Consider the following 23,745-nt stretch of genomic DNA (forward strand, 5'->3'; position numbering starts at 1 on the left):
GTTATGTTTTTTAAAAGAAAAAATATCAACCCAGAGTTTCAGGAAAAAGCAGCGGCATTAGAAGCGCAACCCAGTTCAACGATCAGTGATGAGGTTATTTCTGACATTGAGTCCAATGTGCAGCCAATAGACTCAAACAGAGTCGAGCCGATGCAACAAGACAAAAAACTGCTGGAGCGTCAGGCGAAAGACAAAGCGGTTGAAGAGGCACGTAAACAACTCGAACAAGAGTTGGCGATTAAGCACTACTATCATCAACGCTTGTTGGAAACATTGGATTTGGGTTTGCTGTCGAGTTTGGAAAAAGAGCGAGCAAAGAAAGATTTGCACGATGCCATCGTCCAGCTCATGGCGGAAGACCAAACTCACCCAATGAGCTCAGAAGGTCGTAAGCGGGTGATCAAGCAGATTGAAGATGAAGTGTTTGGTCTGGGGCCACTAGAGCCATTACTGCATGACAAAACCGTGTCGGATATTTTGGTCAATGGCCCGAAAAACATCTTTGTGGAACGTCGCGGTAAGTTGGAAAAGACCCCCTATACCTTTTTGGATGACCGCCACTTACGCAACATCATCGACCGCATTGTTAGCCAGGTAGGGCGTCGTATTGATGAAGCCTCGCCAATGGTGGATGCGCGTTTGCTGGATGGTTCGCGAGTCAATGCCATCATCCCACCCTTGGCTCTCGATGGAGCCTCGGTGTCGATTCGTCGTTTTGCGGTTGACAAGCTCACCATGGACAACATGCTCGGCTACAACTCGTTATCGCCACAAATGGCTAAGTTTGTCGAAGCGGCGGTAACAGGGGAGCTGAACATTCTGATTGCGGGTGGTACGGGTTCTGGGAAAACCACCACTCTCAATATCTTCTCCGGTTTTATCCCTTCTGACGATCGCATTATCACCATTGAAGACTCGGCAGAGCTGCAACTGCAACAACCGCATGTGGTGAGATTGGAAACGCGCCCGCCCAACTTGGAAGGCAAAGGCGAAATTACTCAGCGCGATTTGGTGAAAAATGCGCTGCGGATGCGCCCCGATCGCATTGTGCTGGGGGAGGTGCGTGGCGCTGAAGCGGTGGATATGTTAGCGGCGATGAACACCGGTCACGATGGCTCTCTGGCGACTATCCATGCTAATACCCCGCGCGATGCGTTGAGTCGGGTGGAAAACATGTTTGCCATGGCTGGCTGGAATATCTCGACCAAAAACTTGCGTGCGCAGATCGCCTCTGCGATTCACTTAGTGGTGCAAATGGAGCGCCAAGAAGACGGTAAGCGCCGCATGGTGAGTATTCAAGAGATCAACGGCATGGAGGGGGAAATCATCACCATGTCGGAGATTTTTCACTTTAAACGTCAAGGGCTCGATGCCGATGGCAATATCCTTGGTTTTTACACCGCAACGGGAGTGGTGCCCGCGTGTCATGATCAATTAACGAAGCGTGGATTAGATTTGCCCTTCGAACTGTTTAACGAAAGCTTTTCATAGCGGGAGGCAAGCATGGATGACATTACCTATTTCTTCGTCCTGCTCTTTTTTGCTGTTGTCTTTATTTCGCAAGCCCTGATCCTGCCAGCGGCAGGCAGCAAGGCAAAACATAAAGAGCTCTCTCAGCGTTTGAAAGAGACGCAGATGAACTTGGATGAAGAGGCGCGTTCTTTACTCCAAGAGCATTACTTAAAAAGCTTATCTCCGTTAGATCGTAGTTTGGTCAAAGTGGCGGCCTTTGCTTCGCTGAAAAAATCGATCGAACTCTCTGGGCTCGACTGGTCTTTGGCGCAGACATTAATGGTCTGTTTAATCATCAGTTTGACCACCATTGTCACTATGGTGATTCTGGCTCAACCTTGGTATATCGCCGTTGCGGGCGGCTCTGCAATTTGGTTTGCCTTGCAATTCTTCCTGCAAAAACGCATTACCGATCGCCTCAATCGTTTTGAAGAACAATTGCCTGATGCGCTCGATATTATTCGCCGTATGTTGCAAGCCGGTCAGCCTGTGACTCAAGCGTTCAATGAAGTGGGCAACGAGATGGCTCCGCCGATCGGTATTGAGTTCAAAAACACCTTCAACCTGCTTAATTACGGCTACGACATGCGTTTGGCCATTATGCAGATGGCGGAACGCACTCCGACCGTATCGATGCTGGCGTTTTCCAGTGCGGTGTTATTGCAAAAAGAGACGGGTGGTAATCTCTCTGAAAACCTAGAAAAAGTGGGGAAAGTGCTGCGTCAACGCTTCAAATTGACGCGAAAAATCAAAACCATCTCCGCGGAAAGTCGCCTTTCCGCATGGATTTTGGTGCTCTCTCCCTTCGTACTGTTTGTGGGGTTGATGTTCATTAACCCCGAATACGTGAAGCCCTTGTACCAAGATGAACGGGGAATGGAGCTGGTCACCATGGGGATCGTGAGCCTGTTCTTTGGCGCTATTTGGATTCGCAATATCATCAACTTCGAGGTGTGATATGGACGAGTTATTGGCTTCTTTTGGGGATATCCAGTTGAACGAACAGTGGGTGTTGTTGGCACTGATTCTGATCTCCACCAGCTTGTTGGTGGTCACGGTTGCTGTGGTCTTTTCTGGCAACCGAGCGCCAGTGAAGAAAAAACTAGAACAGATCCACAAAGAAGTGTCGGGTAAGGCGCTGAAGAAAAAAAGCCGCAAAGTGGAAAACACGTTGGAGTCGTTAGCGCCGATCGTGGTCGGCAAGGATTCGAAAGAAAGGGAGAGCATTCGTAGTCAGTTAATGCATGCGGGTTTTCACAACCGTGACGCGTTGACGGTGTTCTACGCAATCAAAACCTTTTTTGCGGTGCTGGGTTTTGGCGGTGCAGCGGCGGTGTTCTTTTTATTGCCTGATATGGATAACAGTACGTTGGTGATGGTGGTTGCCGTTGCGGGGGGCTTATACATCCCCAACATCGGTTTGAATCATTTTGTGAAAAAGCGTCAACGTATGATTCGGGCCGGTGTGCCAGATGCGCTGGATTTATTGGTGGTGTGTACGGAGTCTGGTTTGGGTTTTAACGCTGCGCTGAGAAAGGTGGCCGATGAGCTGGCCATTTCTCATCCGGAATTTGCCGATGAGTTAGATACGGTTTGCGCCAAAATCAAAGCCGGGGTTGAGATGTCGACGGCGTTTGAAGAGTTGGTAACGCGAACGGGTCTGTCGGAGATCAACGGCTTGGTTAATATGCTCTCTCATGCCTCCAAAATTGGTGGTAGTTTGTCGCAAACATTGCGTGATTACACAGAAGATTTTCGCGATAAACGCAATCAGGAAGTGGAAGAAATTGCAGCAAAAATCCCGACAAAAATGATTTTTCCACTACTGTTATTTATATGGCCTTGTTTCTTTATTGTCGCCGTTGGGCCTGCGTTGCTATCGCTATCGGATGCGCTGGGGTAAGGGGGAAGGAATGAAAATGACAAAAACGCTATTGGGTTTGCTGGTGGCCATAACACTTTATGGTTGTGCGAGCCAGGAGCCGCAAGGCCCACAGTATGACCTCAGTTTGTACGATGGCCGGCCGATTGATACGTTGAGCTCTGACGTGATGCCAGTGTCTGAAAAAGAGGCGATCACACGAGGTGATGTGGCTCTGCGCAACAATAATAACGACTTAGCGCTGTATGAATACATTCGAGCGCTGTCGTTCCCCGATGCACAATATCAAGACAAAGCCTTGTACAACATCGGCCGTATTCATGAATCGCGCGGCAATATCGCTTTGGCGGAAAAAGCCTACACCATGGCGGTGGAATACAACCCAGACAATGTGAAAGCGCTGGAGCAATTGGGGGCAATTTACAGCAAACAGGGGCGAGTGGATGAAGGAAAAAGCTATTTCTTACGAGCCTTGAATGCTGACCAAGTACGCTTGAAAAACAGCAAGACCTTGGCGGGTGGTTTGGTCATGGTGCAAGACATCAATCAATTGAAGGTGGACAAAGCCTCGCCCGCCATGGCTTACATGGGGCTTGGCGTGCTCTCCGACGTTGATTCACAACATAAGTTAGCGGAAGCCTATTATCTCAAAGCGCTAGAGATCAAACCCAACTCGATGAAAGGGATGATGAATCTCGGTTATTCCTATTACATGAGTGGCGAGTATGGCAAAGCCGAGCGCTACACCTTAGCGGCGCTGGAAAAAGATCCCAATAACCAAAAAGGGCAAAACAATTTAGCTCTGATCTATCTTGGCAAGAACGAAGTGAAGAAAGCGATCAACATTTTCATGCGCAGCATGGGGGCTCCAGAAGCGCTGAATAATGTTGGTTACTTCTTGATTCTGCAAGGCAAGCCGGACAAAGCGATTCCCTACTTGCAACAAGCGATTGATAAAAAACCGTCCTATTACAAGCTGGCGAATGAAAACTTAGAGCGTGCTCTGGCGATGGTTCGTGAAGAGCAAGAAAAAACGCAAGGTGAGGTCTCGACGACCATGGTGAAACCTTAGCAAGAAGCGTTGAGATTTCGTGCCATAATGGTCATCGTCAAGCAACAAAGCGAGCTCAGGCTCGCTTCAGACTGCTGACAAAGGTCTAGCTTTCGAGCTAGACCTTTGATCTAATAGGGGTATCGAAATATGGATACTCCGATATGCTTCAAGAACCGACTCCGCAACAATACGAACTGGAAATGGTGACGATGGAACAGTTAGTTCCTAAAAACCATTTAGTGCGCAAAATCGATAATGCTATCGACTTTGAATTCATTCGTGATGAAGTCGCTCATCTTTATTGTAAAGATAATGGGCGTCCACCTGTTGACCCTGTTCGTCTCTTCAAAATCATCTTGCTTGGTTATATCTTTGGTATAAAAAGTGAGCGTCAGCTCGTTAAAGAAATTGAAGTGAATGTCGCTTACCGTTGGTTCTTACGGATGTCATTAACAGAGAAAGTCATCCACGCTTCGACTCTAAGCCAAAACCGCATTCGTCGCTTTAATGGCACGGATGTATTCGAACGTATTTTTATCAATATCGTAGAGCAAGCCATGACGAAAGGCTTGGTCGCGGGTCAAGAGCTCTTTACGGACAGTACTCATCTCAAAGCGAACGCCAACAAGAATAAACACACCAATAAAGTCACGGCGGTTCGCGCGAGTGCCTATCTTGATATGCTGGATGACGACGTCGCGTTAGACCGAGAAAAAGCGGGTAAGAAGCCTCTTAAGGCTCGTGAATCAGAGTCAAAAACAAAGAATACCAAAACCAGCACCACTGACCCAGAGAGTGGCTTCATGACTCGTGATAATAAGCCACAAGGCTTCTTCTACCTCGACCATCGAACCGTTGATGGTCAACATGGAATTATCCTCGATACCTATACCACCGCGGGCAACATCAATGACTCACAGCCTTACGTTCAACGCTTAGATTACACGCTTGCTACATTCCAATTGAACCCGATAGCCGTTGGACTGGATGCGGGCTACTTTACCGCTCCAGTGGCGGAGTCACTTGAACGTCGAGGTATTCTTGGCGTGTTCGGTTATCGACGTCCATCGAGAACGAAAAATGCGTTCAAAAAGAAACACTTTACTTACGATGCGCAAAGAGACTGCTACCAGTGTCCGAATGGTCAGGCGTTGCTTTATAAAACCACGTCACGCGATGCCTACCGAGAATACCACTCAGACCCGAAAGAGTGTGCGTTCTGTCCAATGAGGGATGACTGTACTCAAAGCAAAAACATGAAGAAAGTGATTACTCGGCATATCTATAGCGATGCCGTAGAGAGAGCAAATCAAATGCGGCTTTCTTCCTATGGTAAGAAGACCTATCGACGTCGAAGTGAAACAGTAGAACGGAGCTTTGCAGATGCCAAGCAACATCATGGTCATCGTTATGCTCGCTTCCGAGGTCTAGCCAACGTGCAAATGCAATGTTGGTTGGCAGCGGCAGCCCAAAACATCAAGAAGATAGCGTTGGTGGTGAACTATCTACGAAAAATGGGCTTAAATATGGCAGAAATAAGGCAGATACTTGCTTCTGTATACCCATGTAATGAATGGGAACTTCTGCGCACGATATAACAAAAAAAAATCACGATCGCGACCTACGGTCGCTTCCAAAAAAGAACCCCACTTAAAAAGCGGGGTTCGTCATCAATCTGAAGCGAGCTCAGGCTCGCTTTGTTTTATCTAGAACGCTTGTACCGAGAAACAGCAGTATTTAGAAACAGTAGTCTCTAAAAACGTGGTATTCGAAGTGGTGCATGCAGCAATTACAGCATGCCCAGCGTGGCTCCTGAGAGCATGAAAAACAGCACCAGAGCCAAGATTGGCACTTTGATCTGCTTTTGCAGATAGAAACCAATTAAAATCAAACCCACATCCAGCCCGCTGCTCACGGCGCTGGTAAACACTGGTTGATACAACGCGGCGACCAGCAAGCCAACCACCGAGGCATTCACGCCTTGCAACGCTCCCGAAACGCGAGGATTAGCGGCTAACAGCTGCCAGTTTTTCAGCACGCCGAGCATCAACAAGAATCCAGGCAAAAACACCGCCAAAGTGGCGACAACTGCGCCAAGAATGGGCGAACTTGGATGCAGTACATAACCAATATAAGTGGCGAAGGTAAACATCGGCCCTGGAACTGCTTGGGCAGCAGCGTAACCAGTTAGAAACGCATCTTGGCTGATTTGCTCTCCCACGATGTTTTGCAGCAAAGGCAGCACCACATGCCCGCCGCCAAACACCAAGCTGCCAGCTTGGTAGAACTCATTGAACAGTTGAACCAACGGCTGAGCAGTGGCGAGTAGCGGTAACAGCAGCAACAGAGCAGCAAAGGTCAGTAGTGGGGTTAGTGATGGTTTAAAGCTGTGCTCAGTGGCTTTGTTTTCACCTTTGAGCGCAATCACCCCAATCAGCGCCGCTATGATCAGCACGACCATTTGTGTTGCGATGCCTGAGAACACTAACAAGGCGACAGCAGTGGCAACGCTGATGCCAACGGTCAGCGGTGTTTTACAAAAGTTTTTGTACATGCCCCAAGCGGCATCGGCCACGACCACCACGGCGAGCAGTTTTAAGCCGTGTACGACATTTTGAAACAGTGCGGTGTCGGTCACTTGGCTACTCACCAGCGCCAGTAGCAACATGATCACCACTGAAGGCAGGGTAAAGCCTAAGAATGCCGCGCAAGCGCCTGGCAGACCGCCTTTTTTGTAGCCTAAACCAAAGCCGACTTGGCTTGAGCCTGGGCCCGGCAGAAACTGGCTTAGAGCAACCAACTGAGCGTATTCTTCGTCGCTAATCCATTTCAATTTTTCAACAAAGGTGTGGCGGAAATAGCCAATGTGCGCAGCAGGACCGCCAAAGCTGATCCAGCCGAGCCAGAAAAAAGTCTTAAAAATTTGCAGCATGTTGTACATCTCAACAAAAAGGTGAGCTCACTCTACGAAAGAACCTATAATGATTCAAATTGATAGTTTTCATGATTTATATGAATCATATGGGATGAAGTGTGGACGAGATTAATTGGAAGAATATCGACCTCAATTTGCTGGTGGTGTTCTCTTATCTATACCGTTATCGCAGTGTCAGCGTGGCGGCGGAAAAAAGCTTTGTCAGCCAATCGGCGATGAGCCACAGTCTCAATCGTCTGCGCGGTTTGTTTGATGATGTGCTGTTTGTCCGTAAGGGCCACAAGATGGAGCCCAGTGAGCGAGCGCATCAGGTTGCGCCACAGATTCATCAACTGCTAAGCGTGATTTCGGGTGAGTTGTTGGCAAAGCAGCCCTTTTCACCTCAGGCGTTTGACGGTGTGTGCCGCATTGGGATGACGGACTACGCAGAGTTTATTTTCGCCCCTAAGCTGTATGATGCGATTCGCCAGCAAGCCCCTAAAGCGCAGGTCAGCTTTATCAACGTCAATCGCAATAACTACGTCAGTTTGATTGAACAGGAAAAGCTGGATGTGGTGATTGGCTCGATGCCTGTATTGGAAGAACCATTTGAGGCGCAACGCTTATACACCGAAAAGCACGTGTGTTTGTGCGATCCCCTGCAAGTGGATGTGACGCGGATGAACATCGAACAGTTTGCCGCTATTGAGCAGGCGTTAGTGAGCCCAGATGGTCAGCTCTCCACTCAAGTGGATAAGCTGCTCGCCAGCCAAGGTTTAAGCCGCCGAGTGACGGTGGCCTCGCGCAACTTTCTTACCATCCGCAGCCTGTTATCTCATCGTGCTTTGATTGCCATCGTGCCGGAGAGAATGGCGCTGGCACAAGGTTTTGATGATCGCCTAACCTCGTTTGAACCGCCGATTGAGGTGGCGGATTTTGATATCTCGTTGGTGTGGCATAGCGCCACTGGCAACAGCGAAAAGGGCATGTGGTTACGTGAGGTGATTCGCCAGCAAATCCATTAAGGCTGCCAAGGTTTCGCTAAACAGTTATACCCCAACCAGAATTGCGTTTTGATGATCACCTCGCTGCGGTAGACCGGATAATTGTCCAATCGCTCCAAGGTGCGATAACCGGCCGACACACTACAACCGATAGCGACAATCAGTATCACGCTGTGCGCCCACCATGGGCCAGGTTTGTTGGCTGGCAATGGTAATGAGGCAGACGCAAGCGAGCAACGTGACCAAAACAGTGCGCAGGCGACAACCGCCATCAGTTGACTTAAAGGTGAATCGAGCACCCCAGACACCAAGCTGTACGCGATGCCGCAGAGCAGGCTGACGCCAAGCAACTTAGTGCGTAACGAACGCTGCCTGATGGTGAGGCGCAACAGTGAAGCGATCAACGCTAGGTAGCACAGAGTGGCCACCACGCCCCAATGCACCAACACGTTGAGAAGAGAGTTGTGTGGCCGGCCGTGATTGACCTCTTCGCAGACAAACGCATCCCCGCCCAATCCGGTAAAGGTGAAGATTTGCCAAGAGTGTCGCCACAGCGCTAAGCGTCCAGGGCTGTCTGTTCGAATGTTGAGCCACTCAATCGGCCCACCAAAAATCATGCTGGGAAGTGGGGAAAGCAGCGCGAGTTTCACCAGTGCACCGGCCACAGCGCTTTGCCACAACAGTTTCCACCAAATAGAGCGCAGATCTCTGGCGCAAAACATCAGCAGCGTGAATCCACCCAATATGGCCACCAGTGGTCCTCGCGCATCGGTGGCAAAACAAATGGCGAAATCGATCGCGAGGATCGCTCTTGGTACAACGCCATGTTTGCCGCGTTTCATCGCTAGAGCGGCAAGATAAACGACAGGGAAGATGAGCCAAATATGGATCTGGTTGAGAAAACGAGGGTTGGCAAAGCCAAACAGGGTGAAGTTGTTGACGTTCAACTGGTGCACAATGCGGATCCAAAACGCCAGCGCAATGCTCAAAAATAGAAACGCACTGAGCCAAAGAGAGTATTCAAACCATCGGGCTTGCTGCTTTTTCACCACATCACGCAGTACAAACAGCATCAAAACCAATCCTGCCAAATAAAACCATTGCAAAACAGCGGCCAGTGGATAGCGAGCAAGCCACGTAGCCAGTAAGCTCGAAGCAATAAAAAGGCTTAGTAAACCTCGGTGGAGGAGCGTGAGAGAGCACCAATGATCGATGATACGCTGCCGCTGTTGAGTGGAGAACAGCACGATGAGCGCGGTGATTTGCAACAGAAACAGCACAAACAGGCGTTTGCTGTCGTAAAGTGGCAGCAGATCGTTGCGATCGAGAAATGGATTAAAACTAAACACCACCAATCCTAACAGGATCAGTGTCAATAAGGCGCGCGTGTAAAATGGCGAAGGTGGCATCACTCCATAGAGCCCTTTAAAACGATCAGCGATATTTAGAGTCTAGTCTTAGTGACTGGTTTTGCTTGGTTTTTTATACAAAAACGCCCTTAATTTTGGCAATCAAGGGCATTGTCGCTGGTTGGTTTTAACTGAGCAGTAAGGCTTATTCAGCAGTAAAGAAATCGTTGTACAGCATGTATAAGTGCGCCGCACTCCAAGAGAAGTTTGGTGCGCCTTGTTGTTCCCCCGTGAGTGGGTTGTAGTTCTCACGAATTGGGCCGTCTTGCACTAAGCCGTCAGCATGGTTGAAGAAGGCGCTGGCCATCTCCACCGCATCTTGGCGATAGCCGTATCGTTCCATGCCTTTTAAGCCAAAGTAGAATTGGTCGACCCAAACGCGTCCACGCCAGTATATGTCTGGGCCAAATGCCGGGCTGGAAAGTGCTGCCGTGCCTAATGGCACATAGCTGTTGAACTCTTGCGGATCTTTCATCACTTTCACCACCGCATCGGCGTGCGTTTGGGTTGCTGCGCCATTAAAGAGGGGGGACCAACCTTCCGGCCCTTTGCCACGCTCGATAATGGGTTTGCCCGCACAGCCGTTAGCCAGCGGTTGGTCTTCAATGCGAATGTCGTAAAAGAACCCCGTGCTCTCATCAAACATACAAGTGTTGATGTAGGCAGCGAGCTTGTCTGCTTTGGCGCGAAACGTTTTTGCTTGCTCTGGCTTGCCAAGAAGATCGGCCATTTGCGCCAGATATTGGTTATCACTGTACATGTAGCTGGCTTGGTCTACCGATTCTTGCAGTAGCGAGTAACCCAGCAAGGTGCCATCTTTAGCGCGGTTTTGCGCGAATTTCACCACCCAATCTGAGCGCTGGCCGCCGTTGGCAAGGTAGGCTTCGAGCTGATCTTGGTCGATGAAGCCAAATACCGCCGCATCGTCTCGACCTGACTCCCAAGAGGCCGCCGTTTGTGCAGGGCTTTCAATGCGATCGTAATCGCCTTGCTTGAGCACTTTCTCATACGCCGCTTGGCCAGTGATGGTGGTGGTGCGATCGCCTTTGATGACCTCAAAGTACATCTCTCCAGCGGCGTTATTGTGGGCTTTGTCGCGCGCCGCGCCATACTCAGGAACACCATTACCATTGTGGTCTCGATTACGTAGCCACCAATCGTGGTAAGCGACCAATTTCGGGTACATCTCCTCAAGCCATGCTTTGTCTTGGGTCGTCTTGTACACTTCCATTACCGCCCATGCTGCAAGGCTGGGTTTGGTGTTGCGCTCATTCCAGTTACCGCCATCACCGCCGCGTTCTGGACTAAGGTTATACGCGAGCAAATCGGGCACATAGCCAACATCCCAAGGACGAACCGCATCATCAGCTTGTATCTGGTAAGCGAACATCGCGCGGATGTTGTTCTTCGCCACATCAGGGTTGAAATGCGCCATGGCATAGGCTTGTTTCCAACTGTCCCAAGGCCAAGTTTGGTTTCCAGAGAACCAACGTGCGGTCACCGATGGCGTCACGGAGTCAAACTTCATCGCCCCAGCAACGCCGCGCCAGTTGCCGTTCAACGTTTCCATTGCTTTCACCGCCACGCGTTCTTGCTCTGATGTGGCGTGCGGGTTGGTTAAGCCCTTGGTGAGATATTCTTCCCAACGTTGCTCAGAAGCTGAAAGGTACGCTTGTGGATTGGCCAAAATATCTTGAATCTTCGCTTTTTCAGCTTGGTTCTCTTTTGCGGTTAGGACGTGAGAGTAGGTGGTGTAAATCTTGGTAGACGCGTCAATTTTTGCCGTCGAGGTAAATTGGTGGCCATTTACTTGAGTGTTCATCTTCACGGATTTGTGGATTTGGTACTCAGACTCGCCAGAGGTCAGCAGATCCCAGGTTGAGCGCACTTTGCCAAATGTCACGGTTAATCCGTCATCGGTGGCAACGAGGGTGCGGTTGTAATCTGGGTATTGCTCGTCGATGGTTTTAGCGGATTGCGATTGGCCCTCTTTGGCATGGTATTTCTCCAACAATTGACCATCCCAAACCAGTTCGAGGGGCGAATCCGTGATGATGTGGGTTTCTAGCAGTGAGGTGCGATTTGATACAAAGCGCAGCGTCATTTCGACGGTCACCTCATCGGCTGTCAGTGTTTGCACTAACGCGCCCGGAAGGCTATAGGCTTCCATCGTAAATTCAACTCGCTTGCCATCTTTAAACACACTCAAGCGGTCAAAGTTATTGGCCATAAAGTTGATGTATTCTTCGGTCAGCAGTGCTGCGCCGGGAAAGCCGCCCATGCCTTCTGCATTGTCAGGCAATAGGTGGCCGTGCCATGCGCCCATATCGAAAAATGGATTAAAGCGCTGGTGATCATCAAAGTCATAATCGCGCATGTATTCAGGGGAACCACTGCGGTCGATCACGTTTTTAAACTGCGAAGCACGTGTTGGTGCGTCGTTGGTGGTTGAGCAGCCGGCTGTTAGCATCGCCAGAGTCATAGCAGTAATAAGGGGTTTCATCTTCATAGAAAAGTCTCTGGTAGGAGAAAACGGTTAAGCGCCAAAGGATATTGGCGCTTTTGTTATTAACGTTATTGAGTTTGCGAGGCGGTGTGTTTGGCCTCTGGCTCATGGGAGTTCATCGCCTGCTTTTTCTCAAAGCGAGAGATCCACCACCAAGCAAGGCCAGAGAACACCGCGGTCATGAAGACATTGATAAAGAAGGCTCTCACCAAGTCAACACCGGTTGGGAAGGCAGACGCCGTCATGCTGACAACAAAGATGGCAATCAGCACGGATACGATGCTCATTCCCACTTTGCGTGAGCCCATACGGAAATCTCGTGGCGTATCGTCGAACTTCAATCGGAAGACAAAGTACGCCACCATGATGAAGATGGGTGGAAGCATCGCCGTTCCTGCGGTGAGGTTGATGGCTTGATTCATCATGTCTTGCACCGATTCCGAACCAAAGCCATTCACCACCAGCATCACGAACACAAAGGCAAATTGCCACCACGCGGCGCGTACAGGAACACCGTGTTCGTTCAGCTCCGTGGTTTTCTCGCCGTACACGCCTTTTGGAATTTCAGAGAAGTGAATTTTCACCGGAGCGGCGGTCCACATCATCATTGAGCCAAACATCGCAATGAACAAAATGATGCCAACGAAACGGCCAACCAAGCTTTGTGAGATGCCAAAGTAATTCGCCATGCCGGTGAAAATTTCCACCATGCCGCCTGCGTAAGTGAGGTTTTCACGCGCAACAAACACGTTGACCAAGAGCGAGCCGATGGCGTACATCGCGCCGATCACTACACCGGCGATGATGATCACTTTGATAAAGGATTTATGGCCGCCTTTGACGTCGTTAAGGTAAGCGGCTGCGGTTTCCGCACCACCGGCAGCTTGGAAAATCCAACACATGATGCCAAGGGTTGCCCAGTTGATGGTTGGGGTCATCGCTTGTAACGTGATGGGCTCGGCGGGGGTGTGATCACCACCGAGGGCCATCAGCGCACCCAACACATAAATGGCAAACAAAGCAAACACGCCATAGGCGACAATTTCAGAGATCTTGCCCAGCCAGCTCGCGCCTTTGGTAGAGATGTGAGTGGCGAAGGCAAACAACACAATCGAGATGAGTGACGTCACCATGGGTGAGAAGCTGTATTCGTAACCCAACATGGCGTAAGACGCATAGGCAATGACGTTAGGCAGTAAGGAAACAAACCAGAACAGGTTCACAAACCAGTAGAGAAAGGAGCCCAAATAAGCGGCTTTGCTGCCTAAGGGCTTTTTCAACCAGTCATACATGCCGGATTCTGAGTTCTTATTAGCAGAAACAAATTCGGCAATAATAAACACGAATGGAATGAAATAGACCACGGTTGCTAAGAGAAAAATGGGGGCAGAGCTGAGCCCCAGTTCGATGTTGTTGTTGACGATATTGCGCACGTTGAAAACCGCCGCAAAGGTCATCGACAGCAAGGCAAATTTGCCTATGGTGCCACGCAGTGATTCAGACATAGTTCCTCCCGTATCCGTCTGCAGTAAAACAAAAAAATGGATCAGTGAATGAAAATAATCTGCCAGCCATTAGAGTTGTTATGGGGGCGGGCAGGGTGAAGGGCAGAGCGTTTTTCTCTGCCCAAGTTTTCGGTCATCAACCTAGAATGGTTGAGCGTCATTTATGGAAGGACGGCGCTTGGGCTGGCCTCTTTCGCGCGTTCTTCACTGTTGAGTGACTTTTCGTACTGGCTGTATTTCCACCAAGCAAAGCCAAGGAAAATCACAATGCCGCCAACGTTGTAGAAGATGATGGTCATGATGTCGGCTCCGGTTGGGAAGGTGGAGGCCAAGAATCCAACCGTGAAGATGCCAATCAGAATCGAAACCACGACAATGCCCGTCATACGAGAGCCCATTTTGAAATCGCGCTCGAGATGGTCGAGTTTCAGACGCAGATTCAGATACGCCAGCATGATGAACAGCGGTGGTAGCATCGATGCGGCTGCGGTCATGTTGATCACGGTGTTCATCAGATCTTGCGCGGTGTCTGAGCCCAATGTTGGGATCACCATGAGCGGTAGAACGATGGCGTATTGAATCCAAGCGGCACGCGCTGGCACGCCATTTTCGTTCAGTTCCACCGTTTTCTTACCAAAGATGCCTTCTGGAATCTCAGAGAAGAAGATCTTAACCGGGGTTGCAGTCCACATCAGTAGCGAGCCAAACATCGCGGTGAATGAGACCAAACCAACAAAGCGATTCATCATAATTTCAGGTAAGCCAAAGTAGCTCGCTAACCCTTCAAACACTTGCACTGAGCCGCCAGTGAATTTCAGCTCGCTGCTGGAAACAAACACGTTAATCAACACGGAAGCAACCGAGTAAAGCACACCGATGAAGATGCCAGCCACGATGATCACTTTAACGAACGATTTTGAGCCGCCTTTCACATCGTTCACGTAGACCGCGACCGATTCAGCGCCGCCGGCAGCCATGAAGATCCAAGTAGTAATGCCGAGGAAGGCCCAACTCAATTCTGGCACCATCGCTTCCACTGTGATTGGGTCCGCCGGTTGCACGCCACCGAGCAGCGCAGCACCAGAGAGCAAGATGTAAGAGAGTGTGAGGAGCAGCATCAGTGAAGAGGTTACTGAAGTGATCGGGCCCAACATTTTCGCGCCATTGGTGGAGACGTAAGTGGCAAAAGCGAACAACAGCATGCTCAATGCGGTGGTGGCAAACGGGGTAAGGATGTACTCGTAGCCCAAAAACGCGTAAGACGCATAGGCGATGACGCGCGGCAGCAACGAGGTAAAGAAAAACAGGTTAACAAACCAGTAGGTGTAAGCGGAGATGAAAGCCCAACGGCCGCCCAGTGAACTTTTCACCCAAGCGTAAACTCCCGCTTCGGAGTTTTTATTGAGCGAAACGAATTCCGCGATGATCAAACAGAAAGGGATGAAGTAAAAAATGGTCGCTAAGAAGAACATCGGCGCTGATGCCAGTCCGATCTCGATGTTGTTGTTAATGACGTTATTGAAGCTAAACACAGCGGCAAATGTCAGGGACAAGAGGCCGAATTTACCTATGGTGTTCCGTTTAGTATCAGACATGTTTTTTCTCCGAAGAGGCACGTTATTTTGTAGGGTGGAGCGACAGTTCATGCTGTCGCTCTCGTCTTTATTTATCTTTATTGGTCTATTTTTTGCTGTGGCAGTGTTTATTTATTGAGGAAATAGCCATCCTCGATCGTCACTTTCAGCACCACCTTTTTTACCGCTTGGTTGCCGCAAAAACGGTAGGCTTTGTCGTTTTCAAAAATGGCCACTTGACCTTGTTGTAGTTGGCGCGTTTCTCCTTGGCCTTGCAGTTGCTCGCGATCGGTTTCATCGCGATAAGGGGTCACGGTCTCGAGTTCGGATTTGGCGGCAAACTCTACGGTTTCGCCGCCTTCAAGGTAGTAATGCACATCAAAGTAACGACGGTTTCCGGTAAAGGTTTCACCGCTTTGAGAGCTGCCTTCCACCAGCATATAAACCAAGGAATCACCAATCGAATGCATCACCCCGGGTTTGATATGGTTGAGGTTATTAATCGCTTCCACACAGCGGTTCCATTTACGACCGTTGCGATATACCTGTTTGAATTGCTCTAAGCTGTCTAACACGATCATGGGTTACGCCTCGTTAACGATTTTGGTATCGGTTGAAGTGAAAAATGCGTTGTCGAAATCATGGTTTGCCATGACTTGAGCGCTGCAATCGCCTGCTTGCAATGGCATCAGGGTGAGGCCATAGCGGAACGCATCCATATACACGCGGTAAGAGTCGAGCACTTCACTGCCCCAAGAGTTTGAACCCAAGCCCATCACTTGATGGTCAAGGTTAAGGGTGATGTAGCCACTCTTTTCTAGCTCAATCGTATGTTGCGCTTGATGCAGGTTTTGGTTGGTGTAGAACCACGCGCTCAAGTTGATTTCTTGCAGAGGTTTCACCAATAACCCACTGCCATGACGGTTGGTGAGCGATGCCCAACGCACGTGCTGGCGGTTGCCGTTGTTTTGTGGGAACGGGTAGTTCTCGAACATGTCCGCCACGTTGGTGTGGTACAGATCGATGATGTTGGCTTGGCGGCTGTCTTGATAGTTCTCTTCAGGGCCGCGACCGTAGTAACTCACTTGATCAAAACTGCCGTTGATGCCCAAATCTAAGCCAATGACCGGAATCACGTGAGGGTAGTCGCCGTAGCGCTCGCCACTCAGTTCCACGTTCAAATGTCCTTGCGCGTTGATTTGGTAGCGGTAGGTACAACGCATGCCAAAATCGAACACAGGAGGCGCTACAATGCTGCTGGTGGTGATCAGTATGGCCTCTTCGCTCGCTTCCACGCTCAGCGTGCGGAAGTGTTCCTGCATGATTTGCAGATGCGCAGGGTGCCACAGCCCTTCGTACTCTTGTTTGTGGTTATCAATCATTGGTTTGAAGAAGTTCAATCTTGGCTCTGCTTGAATCAACTCCTCACCATTCACACGCCATGAGGTCAGTTTGCCGTTTACTTTCGAGAAAGTGAGCGTGAAGTTATGACCTGTGATCACGTGCTCCAGGCGGCTTTCTTCATGCACCAATGGTTGAACATTGTGGTTGAGCAACGCAGACAACGTGGCGGTGTTTTCTTTTAGCTGGAACTGGTACACCGCGATGTCGTGGTTGGCTTCGCTGTACAGGGTACGGCTGTCTTTTCGTACGGTAAAGTTGATGAAAGCTTCGCGCTCATCCAATTCTGGCAAGTCGATGCTCACTTCACGAGCGCTATTGGCGGCCAGTGCTTCGACTTTAAACTGCACGCTACGCAAGGTTTCGCCTTCGGCGCGAATTTCAGCGGTGATGGTGTAGTCATCTAGGTTGGTGAACCACAGTTTGTTCTCAACGATGAAGCGGTCGTGGCAACCCTCAACGGCGCGGATTTTCACCGGTGCAATCACTTGCTTGTATTCTTTCAGGCCTGGGCCTGGGGTTTGATCTGGATAAATCAGACCATCCATACAGAAGTTGTAGTTGTTCGGGTAATCGCCGTAATCGCCGCCGTATTTGTAGAACTCTTGACCGTGCTCATCACGCGCTAGAATGCCGTGATCACACCACTCCCACACGTAGTGGCCTTGAATGTGGTCATGCGCGTAGAACACATTTTGGTATTCGGTTAGACCACCCGGTCCGTTACCCATCGCGTGGGCGTATTCGCAGATGATGCGCGGTTTTTCGTGTGGATGCTCACCAAAGTAGTTCATCAGTTGCGCGCGCGAGTACATGGTGGAAATCACGTCGACGACTTCAGCATCGCGGTCTTCTTCGTAGTGCACCAAACGGGTGTCATCAAGGGCTTTGGTGGCGGCGTACATGGCGCGGATATTACAACCGTAACCAGACTCATTGCCGAGTGACCACATGATGATCGATGGGTGGTTTTTCTGTGCGTGCACATGGCGCACTGCGCGATCAACAAACACCGCTTCCCATGCTGCATCATTGGTGATGCGGCTTAGGTCGCCAACGTTGGCAAAGCCGTGGGTTTCCACATCGGTTTCTGCCATCACAAACAGGCCGTAAATATCACACAGTTCGTAGAAGCGCGGGTCGTTCGGGTAGTGCGCGGTGCGAACTGAGTTGATGTTGTGCTGCTTCATCAAAATCAGATCTTTTTCCACGCGGTCCATGCCCACAGCGCGACCTTTTAGGTGGTCGTTGTCGTGTCGGTTGACACCATGCAGCATCACGTATTGATTGTTGATGTAGAACAGGCCGTCACGCACTTTGATGTCACGGAAACCGACGCGTTGTGGGATCACTTCCACGACCTTGCCTTGGTGATCTTTTAAGGTGATGAACAAGTGGTAAAGGTAAGGGTTTTCTGCTGTCCAATGCGTTGGGTTCACCATATCAATGGCGAAGTTCACGTGGCTGGTCTCTTGAATGGTTAGCGCGTCACAGTGGCCGCAGGCTACGACAGTGCCTTTGTCATGCAGTGCGTATTCCAGCGTATAGCCAGACGCAATCGCGGTAGAAAGATTTTCCAATTCAACCTGAGCACTGAGCGTCGCACTTTGGTAATCGTCGGCGAAATCGGTGCGAATAGTGAGATCTTGGACGTGAACCGGCTCTTTGCCCACAAGGTAAACATCACGGAAGATCCCTGCCGTCCACCACATATCTTGGTCTTCAATGTAAGTCGAATCGGCCCATTGCATCACACGCACAGAGAGCAAGTTTTCGCCTTGTTGTGCGTAGGCAGAAATGTCGAACTCTGCAGTAAGACGGCTGCCTTTACTAAAACCGACATAGTGGCCGTTGACGTACACCTCGAAGTAGGTTTCTACGCCATCGAACTTGATGATGGTTTGTTTGTCGTCCCATTGAGGGCCCAAAGTGAAGGTGCGTTGATAAGCGCCCGTTGGGTTGTCGGTTGGTACAAAAGGCACATCAATTGGGAATGGGAAACCTTCGTCTGTGTATTGAAGATCGCCGTGGCCTTCCATTTGCCACATGTTGGGTACGGTAATGTGCCCCCAGTCGTTCATGGTTTGTGAGTAAAACTCATCAGGTACCAGCATTGGGTTGCTGAAGTAATGAAATTGCCACTGACCACTTAGCAGCATAAAGCGGCTGCTCAACTCACGCTGAAAGGTTTGAGCTTGTTGAACGGTATCATAGGAGAAGAAGTACGCACGCGGCGCCATTCTGTTCTCATGTAAATGAAGGAAGTTTTCCCAGTTGTTCACGTTTTTTCTCCCCTCGGCGACTTCGATCAAAGGATCCGCCGACGTTCTGTTAAATAGAGATTTGGATATCTGGAAAATATATTAGTAAAACTTTTACTAAATAGAATTAGTGAAAACGTTTTACTTTAACTTGATCACGAATTCTCAGTGGGAAAGAGTGAAAGGTGTGATCCGAGTTAAAGAATAATGTTTAACCAGTTTTAGCGGCTTTTCCGTGGCGGATAGGAGTGTTAAGTGAAGAGGGAATACGGCAAAAACGGAAAAGGTTTACACTTTACTTATTGAAAAATAAAGATAAAAATAAAGCACGCTCAGCGTGCTTTGGATAAAAGTGGCGTCATCGCCTTATGCCGCAGCGAAACGAGCATCCAGCATTGGCGTGAGCACAGAGAGCCATTGTGCGTAAGCGTGCGAGTTAAGGTGTAAGTCATCGCAACTGCACTCAAGAGGCAGTGTCTGCTCTGGGCTGAGCGTGGCGTTGAGGTCGATAAAACGCAGCGATTGCGCCTGACATATTTGCCTCAATTGACGATTTAACTCGCTGACCAGTGGGTTCAATGATGACATTCGCTCCCCCACATAAAGCGTGGACTGCACCCATACTTCAATGCCGTGTTCTTGCCAAATGGCCAGCATTCGACGGTAGTTTTCCACGACTTGTTGCACCGAGTAGCCTTGCGCCAAATCGTTAATCCCCGCCATGATGCACACCAGTTTTGGTTGACACACCAACGTGGTGTCAATGCGCTCAAGCATGCCTGCGGTGGTATCCCCCGCAAGCCCGCGATTCGCGACTTGAAAACCGGAAAAAGCATCGTGCCAAGGGCCCCACTCGGTGATGGAATCGCCGTACATCACCAGCTCAACCGGTTTACTAAACGTTTTGTGGTTATCTTTGGTCAAAATAAAACGACTCATGCGGTGGGCCCTTTGGTTAAAGTCGAGCGTTTCAACTAAGTGGTCAAATTGCTCTGCTGCCACGGTGTGACCCTTTTGCTCATCGCTAAGACTTCGTTCTTTGGTCAGGCCTAGCGCTTTGGTCAGAGATTCAATTTCCGTGACGTAGGGAGATAAACGTGTTGTCAGCCCATGTTGTTTGCGTAACTGGTAAAGCTCCGCCAGCAGAGCATAAAAGCGCTTGTCTGGGTTGGCGTAATAGAGTTTATGCAGATCAAGACAGGCGTTTTCTTCCAGCTCTTTAAGCAGTTTCTCACTGTTCATGTATGCTTCCTCTCTCATGCGTCGTTCCTCGGAGCTTGAGTTTGCTTGGCACATACACTTTAAGCGGCAGTGCTCGGCCATCACGCGCTTTTTCAACCAGTAAGTTAACGCCTTGAATGCCCATCATTTCCGAGTGAATTCTCACCGTCGAGAGAGGCGGGAAAGTGAATCTGGCGTTGGGAATGTCGTTGACGCTGATCAGCGAAATATCGCGGGGAATGTTGAGCCCATGTTCGAGCAAAGCGCGCAGCACGCCAATCGCGATGGAGTCGGAAGCGATAAACAGCGCCTTCGGATAATCACTGCGTTCTAACATGCTTTTTGCCAACTTGTAGCCAGATGAACTGGAGAAATCGCCGCGATAAATGTCCGCATCATTGACCACGCCTTTCAACTGACCATATTCAGCAAAGGCCATTTCACGAATGTCGGCTTGGCCGGGTTCGTCTTGACCGCCAATAAAACCAATGCGATCAAAACCTTGGCTGATAAAGAAATCGGTTACTTCTTTACTGATTTTTACCAGATCAATATCCACGCTGTCGAAGTTGCCATGGTCATCACTAAAATCGAGATAGCAGATGTTGTCGGTCATCTTGCTGGCGCGCAGCATCGCGGCTGGGGTGGTTTTGCCTACCATAAGGACACCCGTGATCTTTTTCACGTCGGGGTCGATTTTGCTGTCGTAGCAGTTGGTTAAATCGATGCCGAGTTTTTCACACTGGGTTTCAATGCCATGGCGAATAGAGAGATAGTAAGGATCGTTAATCTCAGCTTCTGGCTTGTAGTTGTACAATGCTAGGAAATGATGGGCCGGCACGGCGGCAATGCTGTTCTTTTTCGCGCTGCTGGTGCGGTATTCCAGTTTCTCCGCAATTTCTAAGATGCGGTGTTTGGTCTCTTCTTTGACACTCAGGGTCGGGTCTTCATTGAGCACTCGCGACACCGTGGCCAGGGAAACGCCCGCTTCCGTGGCAATATCTTTTAACGTAGCCATTCTTCTTCCTGTTGGCACAGCGCACTGTGCTGAGTGAATTCATCTGTTCTCTATTGTAATCAAGAGGCTGCGTGATGCATCCGTTTTTTTAGTAAAAATCGAGTCATGAGTGTTTTTATGATACTGGAACACTCGCTGTGTGGTGGAATGTCTTTCACTAAATCTCAGTGTAAAAAGGATTGTTTATGAAAAGCAGTGAAAACGTTTACACTTTGCGAATTGGATCACGGAACCCGATCCAACATGCTTGGTAAGCTTTTAAACAAGCAAAGCCATTGAGCAAATTTGAGATCAGGAGAGGCAAGGGTGAACGTTTTAGTGACAGGTGGCATGGGTTACATCGGTAGCCATACATGTGTGCAGATGATGGCAGCCGGTATGGAACCTATCATCGTCGACAACTTATGCAATGCGAAAGTGGACGTGTTAAGCCGTATTGAAGCGCTCACGGGTAAGCAACCTACCTTCTACCAAGGTGATATTCGTGACGAAGCCTTTTTGGACTCCGTGTTCGCCCAGCATGATATTCAAGCGGTGATCCACTTTGCTGGCCTCAAAGCGGTTGGCGAATCGGTGGCAAAACCACTCGAATATTACGACAACAACGTCAATGGCTCGTTGGTGCTGGCGCGCTGCATGCGCAAAGCCGGCGTGAAAAGCATCGTCTTCAGCTCGTCTGCGACGGTTTATGGTGACCCAGAAATCGTTCCGATTACGGAAGATTCACCAACAGGCGCCACCACCAACCCATACGGGCGCAGTAAATACATGGTGGAACAATGTTTAAGCGATCTGTTCCACGCGGAAAATGACTGGAGCATTACTTTATTGCGTTACTTCAACCCGGTTGGTGCGCATCCATCGGGCAGCATGGGGGAAGATCCACAAGGCATTCCCAACAACTTGATGCCGTTTATCGCCCAAGTAGCCGTTGGTCGCCGTGAAAAACTCTCCGTGTTTGGCAATGACTACTCAACCCCTGATGGCACGGGCGTGCGCGATTACATTCATGTGATGGATCTGGCCGATGGCCACATCGCCGCATTGAAATCGGTCGGGGCAACATCGGGTTTGCACATTTACAACTTAGGCACAGGTAAAGGTTCGAGCGTACTTGAGATGGTGGAGGCGTTCGCGGCCGCTTGCGGTAAACCGGTGCCTTACGAGTTATGCCCGCGTCGTCCGGGTGACATTGCCGAATGTTGGGCAAGCACAGAAAAAGCCGAGCGCGAACTTGGCTGGAAGGCAACACGTTCGGTGGCGGAAATGACCGCCGATACGTGGAACTGGCAGTCAAACAATCCTAATGGCTATTCCCCAGCGTAATTGACGTTTCTGCGTTGTCATCTGCGCTTCTCACGGTGTTGGGAAGCTGAGTTTGAAGAATTTTGAAGAATTTTGAAGAAATTTGAAGAGTTGAGTAAGTACTATGTCGAATGTTGAGTTTAACCCTGTGGATCATCCACACCGCCGTTTTAATCCGCTGACGGGGCAGTGGGTTTTGGTTTCCCCTCATCGTGCAAAACGTCCTTGGAGCGGCGCCGATGAGAAACCGGCCATTGATGAATTGCCAAGTTACGATGAGAAGTGTTTCTTGTGTCCAACTAACGAACGTGTCTCTGGCGATGTTAATCCAGATTACCAAGGCACTTACGTGTTTAAGAACGATTTTGCTGCTTTGATGGTGGACTCACCGGATGCGCCGGAGTCAGACAACCCGCTATTCAAAACCCAAGGTGTGCGCGGTTTAAGCCGAGTGATTTGCTTCTCGCCAGATCACAGCAAAACCTTACCTGAGCTGCCAGTGGAAAAAATTCGCGGCGTGATTGAGACCTGGAACGAACAAATTGAAGAGCTCGGCAAAGAGTACGTTTGGGTTCAAGCATTCGAGAACAAAGGCGAGACCATGGGCTGTTCTCAGCCGCATCCACACGGTCAGATCTGGGCGAATAGCTTCTTACCAAACGAAATTGAGCGTAAAGAGCACAACCTAAAAGCGTACTATCAAGAACACGGCAGCAACTTGCTGGTGGATTACGTGCAAGCGGAACTCAAAGATGGCTCGCGCATCGTGGTGGAAACCGAGCACTGGTTGGCGGTGGTACCTTACTGGGCGGCGTGGCCATTCGAAACTATGCTGCTGCCGAAAACGCACATTCGCCGTATGAGCGAACTTAGCGATGAGCAACGAGACGATTTAGCGCGAGCGATTAAGAAGCTGACCAGCCGCTACGACAACTTGTTTCAGTGTTCTTTCCCTTACTCAATGGGTTGGCACTACGCGCCGTTTTTTGAGCAAGGCACTGACATCGACCATTGGCAACTTCATGCTCTTTTCTATCCGCCGTTACTGCGTAGCGCGACGATTCGCAAGTTTATGGTGGGCTACGAAATGCTGGCAGAAAGCCAACGAGACCTTACCGCAGAGCAGGCGGCGCAGCGTCTGCGTGATGTGAGTGATGTCCATTACAAAGAATGCTAAGC

At 49.8% G+C, this 23,745-nt stretch carries 17 protein-coding genes; 8 read left to right on the plus strand and 9 right to left on the minus strand.

The window, feature by feature from the left end; all coding sequences use genetic code 11:
- Positions 1-3 precede the first annotated feature (3 nt).
- The 5 genes from AOT11_RS10415 (at position 4) to AOT11_RS10435 (ending at position 6,046) form a co-directional block, all read left to right on the plus strand.
- Positions 4-1,491, plus strand: a complete 1,488-nt coding sequence (locus AOT11_RS10415; protein ID WP_017419821.1) for a CpaF family protein — start codon at positions 4-6, stop codon at positions 1,489-1,491.
- 12 nt (positions 1,492-1,503) lie between these two features.
- Complete coding sequence (locus AOT11_RS10420) at positions 1,504-2,469, plus strand: type II secretion system F family protein (RefSeq protein ID WP_017419822.1); 966 nt, start codon at positions 1,504-1,506, stop codon at positions 2,467-2,469.
- 1 nt (position 2,470) lies between these two features.
- Entirely contained in the window at positions 2,471-3,415 is a 945-nt protein-coding gene (locus AOT11_RS10425) for a type II secretion system F family protein (protein WP_026050222.1), read from the plus strand.
- Between the two features lie 10 nt (positions 3,416-3,425).
- Positions 3,426-4,466 carry a tetratricopeptide repeat protein gene (locus AOT11_RS10430; RefSeq protein WP_017419824.1) on the plus strand — a complete coding sequence of 347 codons (1,041 nt, stop codon included), beginning with the start codon at positions 3,426-3,428 and terminating at the stop codon, positions 4,464-4,466.
- A 143-nt stretch (positions 4,467-4,609) separates the two neighbouring features.
- Positions 4,610-6,046 carry an IS1182 family transposase gene (locus AOT11_RS10435; protein ID WP_017428762.1) on the plus strand — a complete coding sequence of 479 codons (1,437 nt, stop codon included), beginning with the start codon at positions 4,610-4,612 and terminating at the stop codon, positions 6,044-6,046.
- 191 nt (positions 6,047-6,237) lie between these two features.
- On the opposite strand, the gene chrA is transcribed toward AOT11_RS10435, so the two are convergent.
- Positions 6,238-7,380 (minus strand): chromate efflux transporter, encoded by a 1,143-nt coding sequence (chrA, locus tag AOT11_RS10440; RefSeq protein ID WP_127446323.1) that lies wholly within the window; start codon positions 7,378-7,380, stop codon positions 6,238-6,240.
- Between the two features lie 101 nt (positions 7,381-7,481).
- Between chrA and AOT11_RS10445 the strand changes: the two genes are divergently transcribed.
- A complete protein-coding gene (locus tag AOT11_RS10445) occupies positions 7,482-8,387 on the plus strand; it encodes a LysR family transcriptional regulator (RefSeq protein ID WP_017428714.1) in 906 nt (301 codons plus the stop codon).
- Here AOT11_RS10445 and AOT11_RS10450 read toward each other — a convergent pair.
- The 8 genes from AOT11_RS10450 to ebgR all read right to left on the minus strand — a co-directional run bounded on the left by AOT11_RS10450 (position 8,384) and on the right by ebgR (position 21,261).
- Positions 8,384-9,775: an O-antigen ligase family protein gene (locus tag AOT11_RS10450; RefSeq protein ID WP_017428715.1), complete on the minus strand. Its 1,392-nt coding sequence runs from the start codon at positions 9,773-9,775 to the stop codon at positions 8,384-8,386. The two genes, AOT11_RS10445 and AOT11_RS10450, sit on opposite strands and share 4 nt — an antisense overlap.
- Positions 9,776-9,920: 145 nt before the next feature.
- On the minus strand, positions 9,921-12,284 hold the full coding sequence (ygjK, locus tag AOT11_RS10455) for an alpha-glucosidase (RefSeq protein ID WP_017428716.1): 2,364 nt from the start codon (positions 12,282-12,284) through the stop codon (positions 9,921-9,923).
- A 65-nt stretch (positions 12,285-12,349) separates the two neighbouring features.
- Positions 12,350-13,786 (minus strand): amino acid permease, encoded by a 1,437-nt coding sequence (locus tag AOT11_RS10460; protein WP_017428717.1) that lies wholly within the window; start codon positions 13,784-13,786, stop codon positions 12,350-12,352.
- 161 nt (positions 13,787-13,947) lie between these two features.
- On the minus strand, positions 13,948-15,381 hold the full coding sequence (locus tag AOT11_RS10465) for an amino acid permease (RefSeq protein ID WP_026050281.1): 1,434 nt from the start codon (positions 15,379-15,381) through the stop codon (positions 13,948-13,950).
- A 107-nt stretch (positions 15,382-15,488) separates the two neighbouring features.
- Positions 15,489-15,941 (minus strand): beta-galactosidase subunit beta, encoded by a 453-nt coding sequence (locus AOT11_RS10470; protein WP_017428719.1) that lies wholly within the window; start codon positions 15,939-15,941, stop codon positions 15,489-15,491.
- Positions 15,942-15,944: 3 nt separating this feature from the next.
- Positions 15,945-19,043, minus strand: coding sequence for a beta-galactosidase subunit alpha (gene ebgA / locus AOT11_RS10475; protein ID WP_061778583.1), 3,099 nt, complete (start codon positions 19,041-19,043; stop codon positions 15,945-15,947).
- A 345-nt stretch (positions 19,044-19,388) separates the two neighbouring features.
- Entirely contained in the window at positions 19,389-20,264 is an 876-nt protein-coding gene (locus AOT11_RS10480; RefSeq protein WP_061778584.1) for an SGNH/GDSL hydrolase family protein, read from the minus strand.
- Entirely contained in the window at positions 20,254-21,261 is a 1,008-nt protein-coding gene (gene ebgR, locus AOT11_RS10485) for a transcriptional regulator EbgR (protein ID WP_039447062.1), read from the minus strand. Before ebgR ends, AOT11_RS10480 begins: the two co-directional genes overlap by 11 nt.
- Before the next feature lie 306 nt (positions 21,262-21,567).
- Between ebgR and galE the strand changes: the two genes are divergently transcribed.
- Together galE and AOT11_RS10495 are read left to right on the plus strand one after the other, a co-directional pair.
- On the plus strand, positions 21,568-22,587 hold the full coding sequence (galE, locus tag AOT11_RS10490; protein WP_061778585.1) for a UDP-glucose 4-epimerase GalE: 1,020 nt from the start codon (positions 21,568-21,570) through the stop codon (positions 22,585-22,587).
- Positions 22,588-22,690: 103 nt separating this feature from the next.
- Positions 22,691-23,743, plus strand: a complete 1,053-nt coding sequence (locus tag AOT11_RS10495) for a UDP-glucose--hexose-1-phosphate uridylyltransferase (protein ID WP_058667173.1) — start codon at positions 22,691-22,693, stop codon at positions 23,741-23,743.
- The last annotated feature ends 2 nt before the right edge of the window (positions 23,744-23,745 follow it).

It is taken from the genome of Vibrio vulnificus NBRC 15645 = ATCC 27562, from assembly GCF_002224265.1.
Classification (GTDB): Bacteria; Pseudomonadota; Gammaproteobacteria; order Enterobacterales; family Vibrionaceae; genus Vibrio; species Vibrio vulnificus.

What these genes read in the sequence shown, in the direction of transcription:
- AOT11_RS10420 (WP_017419822.1), top strand. Translation starts at nt 1,504, where the DNA reads ATGGATGACATTACCTATTTCTTCGTCCTGCTCTTTTTTGCTGTTGTC.
- AOT11_RS10480 (WP_061778584.1), bottom strand. Translation starts at nt 20,264, where the DNA reads ATGAACAGTGAGAAACTGCTTAAAGAGCTGGAAGAAAACGCCTGTCTT.
- ebgR (WP_039447062.1), bottom strand. Translation starts at nt 21,261, where the DNA reads ATGGCTACGTTAAAAGATATTGCCACGGAAGCGGGCGTTTCCCTGGCC.
- AOT11_RS10465 (WP_026050281.1), bottom strand. Translation starts at nt 15,381, where the DNA reads ATGTCTGATACTAAACGGAACACCATAGGTAAATTCGGCCTCTTGTCC.
- AOT11_RS10470 (WP_017428719.1), bottom strand. Translation starts at nt 15,941, where the DNA reads ATGATCGTGTTAGACAGCTTAGAGCAATTCAAACAGGTATATCGCAAC.
- AOT11_RS10430 (WP_017419824.1), top strand. Translation starts at nt 3,426, where the DNA reads ATGAAAATGACAAAAACGCTATTGGGTTTGCTGGTGGCCATAACACTT.
- AOT11_RS10425 (WP_026050222.1), top strand. Translation starts at nt 2,471, where the DNA reads ATGGACGAGTTATTGGCTTCTTTTGGGGATATCCAGTTGAACGAACAG.
- AOT11_RS10450 (WP_017428715.1), bottom strand. Translation starts at nt 9,775, where the DNA reads ATGCCACCTTCGCCATTTTACACGCGCGCCTTATTGACACTGATCCTG.
- AOT11_RS10435 (WP_017428762.1), top strand. Translation starts at nt 4,610, where the DNA reads ATGCTTCAAGAACCGACTCCGCAACAATACGAACTGGAAATGGTGACG.
- ygjK (WP_017428716.1), bottom strand. Translation starts at nt 12,284, where the DNA reads ATGAAGATGAAACCCCTTATTACTGCTATGACTCTGGCGATGCTAACA.
- AOT11_RS10460 (WP_017428717.1), bottom strand. Translation starts at nt 13,786, where the DNA reads ATGTCTGAATCACTGCGTGGCACCATAGGCAAATTTGCCTTGCTGTCG.
- AOT11_RS10415 (WP_017419821.1), top strand. Translation starts at nt 4, where the DNA reads ATGTTTTTTAAAAGAAAAAATATCAACCCAGAGTTTCAGGAAAAAGCA.
- chrA (WP_127446323.1), bottom strand. Translation starts at nt 7,380, where the DNA reads ATGCTGCAAATTTTTAAGACTTTTTTCTGGCTCGGCTGGATCAGCTTT.
- AOT11_RS10495 (WP_058667173.1), top strand. Translation starts at nt 22,691, where the DNA reads ATGTCGAATGTTGAGTTTAACCCTGTGGATCATCCACACCGCCGTTTT.